We start from the raw sequence: 2,016 nt of genomic DNA on the forward strand, positions 1-2,016 counted from the left end.
CCGGGCCGTTCGCGAAGCTGGATGTTCATGACATTGTCTCCTTCGCTGCGGGCTGTTTCAGCCGGCCGTAGGTGGCAAACGGATTGTCGATCATGATCTTGCGCACGAGGTCGGCCGACAGCCCGTCCGGCAGCGCATTGTCACCCTCGAACTGCCAGTGCGGATAGTCGGTCGAGAATAGGATCAATTCGTCGGACTGCATATGGTCGAACAGCCGGTTCAGCACTGCCGGTTCCGACGGCGCATCCACCGGCTGCAGCGAGAAGCGGATGTTGCTTTGCACAATCTCCAATGGCGCGCGATCGACCCAGGGCGTCTCCATACGGACGCCGCGCCAGAACTTGTGCAGCCGCCACAGGAACGGCGCCAGCCAGGTGAAGCCCGACTCCAGCATCACCATCTTCAATTTCGGATGGCGCGCGAACACGCCCTCGACGATCAGGCTGGTGAGCTGGGTCTGGAACGCCTGCGCCTGCGCGACATGATCCTCGATGTGATAGGAGCCCCAGCCGACCGAGGTCGGCGGGTTGTGATAGGCCGAGCCGGCATGGATGCCGATGGGCAGACCGAGCCGCTCGGCGGCGGCATAGATCGGCCACAGCGCGCGCTTGCCGAGCGGGACGTCGCCCATGACCAGCATCAGCACCTGGACGAAGCGCGGGTCCTTGGCGCAGCGCTCGATCTCGGCGACCGATTTCTCGACGCTCTGGGTCGGGATCACGATCGAGCCGCGCAGCCGCGCATCCTTGTCGAGCCATTCCCGGGCGAGCCAATCGTTCAGCGCCCGGCAGAACGCGTCCTGCATGTCCTCGGAGAACACCATCTGCACGCCATAGAGCGGGTTGCAGATGCCGTAGGCGACCTTGAACGGATCGAGCACCTGCTTCTGCATGTCGTCGAGGTTCACGCCCGGCTTGCCCTTCGCCGGCCGCCAGTCCGGCCGCGCCGAGATCGGCGAGTTGGTCGGATAGGATTGCGATACGAGATCGACCATGCCGCGGGTCGTCACCTGGTCGCGCCAGTAGTTGTTGAGATAGGGCAGCAGGCTGGTCAGATGCGGCACGGCCGGGTGCAGGTCGCAATCCACGCCGCCTTGGAGCGGGGACGTCATCGCCGTCGGTTTCCTCACGAGATCGCCGGGCGCGCCCGGCCCTGCGTTTGCGATGCATTCAAGCAGGGCCGATCGTCGCTCGCAACCGCGCAAAGCGGAGAGCCCCATGCTAGAAAACGCGGGGACAGCCTTCGGAGCGGAGTGCGATGCAAAATCTCGTGACAATTGCCGAGCAGATCGCGGCCAGACTGGTCGCGCGGAAGGAGACCATCGCGGTCGCGGAATCCTCGACCGGCGGGCTGATCTCGGCCGCGCTGCTCGCCGTGCCCGGCGCCTCGGCCTATTTCCTCGGTGGCGCGGTCGTCTACACCCGCGACGCGCGGCGCCTCCTGGTCGACATCCCCGACGACGCGATGAAGGGCATCCGCTCGGCGTCCGAGCCCTATGCGAAGCTGCTCGCCAACCAGGTGCGCACGCGCTTTGCCACCGATTGGGGCCTGTCGGAGACCGGCGCGAGCGGACCGACCGGCAACCGCTATGGCGACGCCGCCGGCCATAGCTGCATGGCCGTCGCAGGCCGCGAGACCACCGTGATCACGCTGGAGACCGGCAGCAACGACCGGTTTGCGAATATGAACATCTTCGCGGAAACCGCGCTGCAATTGCTGCTGAAGCAGTTGGCGTAGTCGAGGGATTCTGGAGAGCGCCGAAGGCACGAAAGCGCCGCGCTCATCGAGCTCTCTACGGAGTTCAGACATGCGTTCGTATTCTCGCGACTTGAATCGTCCGAGCTGTTCGAGCAATTCCACCCTCTCGAAAACAGAGGGCGCAGGGAAGGCCGGGTATCGACTGATACCCATGGCCCCCGTGCAGCAAATAAGCACGGGGTAGGAACCACAGGTTCAGCCGAGAATACCCGGCCCTCCCTGCGCGATGGTGTTAACGCCTATAACGCGCTCTCCCGG

The 2,016-nt window shown here is 64.7% G+C and carries 2 protein-coding genes; one reads left to right on the forward strand and one right to left on the reverse strand.

The window, feature by feature from the left end:
- Nucleotides 1-25: 25 nt before the first annotated feature.
- Nucleotides 26-1,111 carry an amidohydrolase family protein gene (locus JOY90_RS17605; protein ID WP_291692392.1) on the reverse strand — a complete coding sequence of 362 codons (1,086 nt, stop codon included), beginning with the start codon at nt 1,109-1,111 and terminating at the stop codon, nt 26-28.
- A 146-nt stretch (nt 1,112-1,257) separates the two neighbouring features.
- On the opposite strand from JOY90_RS17605, the gene JOY90_RS17610 reads away from it, so the two are divergent.
- Nucleotides 1,258-1,737: a CinA family protein gene (locus JOY90_RS17610; RefSeq protein ID WP_291692393.1), complete on the forward strand. Its 480-nt coding sequence runs from the start codon at nt 1,258-1,260 to the stop codon at nt 1,735-1,737.
- Nucleotides 1,738-2,016: the final 279 nt, after the last annotated feature.

The organism is Bradyrhizobium sp., assembly GCF_019242285.1.
In the GTDB taxonomy this organism is placed as follows: domain Bacteria; phylum Pseudomonadota; class Alphaproteobacteria; order Rhizobiales; family Xanthobacteraceae; genus Bradyrhizobium.

Coding starts and splice junctions, on each gene's coding strand:
- JOY90_RS17605 (WP_291692392.1), bottom strand. CDS start 1,111: ATGACGTCCCCGCTCCAAGGCGGCGTGGATTGCGACCTGCACCCGGCC.
- JOY90_RS17610 (WP_291692393.1), top strand. CDS start 1,258: ATGCAAAATCTCGTGACAATTGCCGAGCAGATCGCGGCCAGACTGGTC.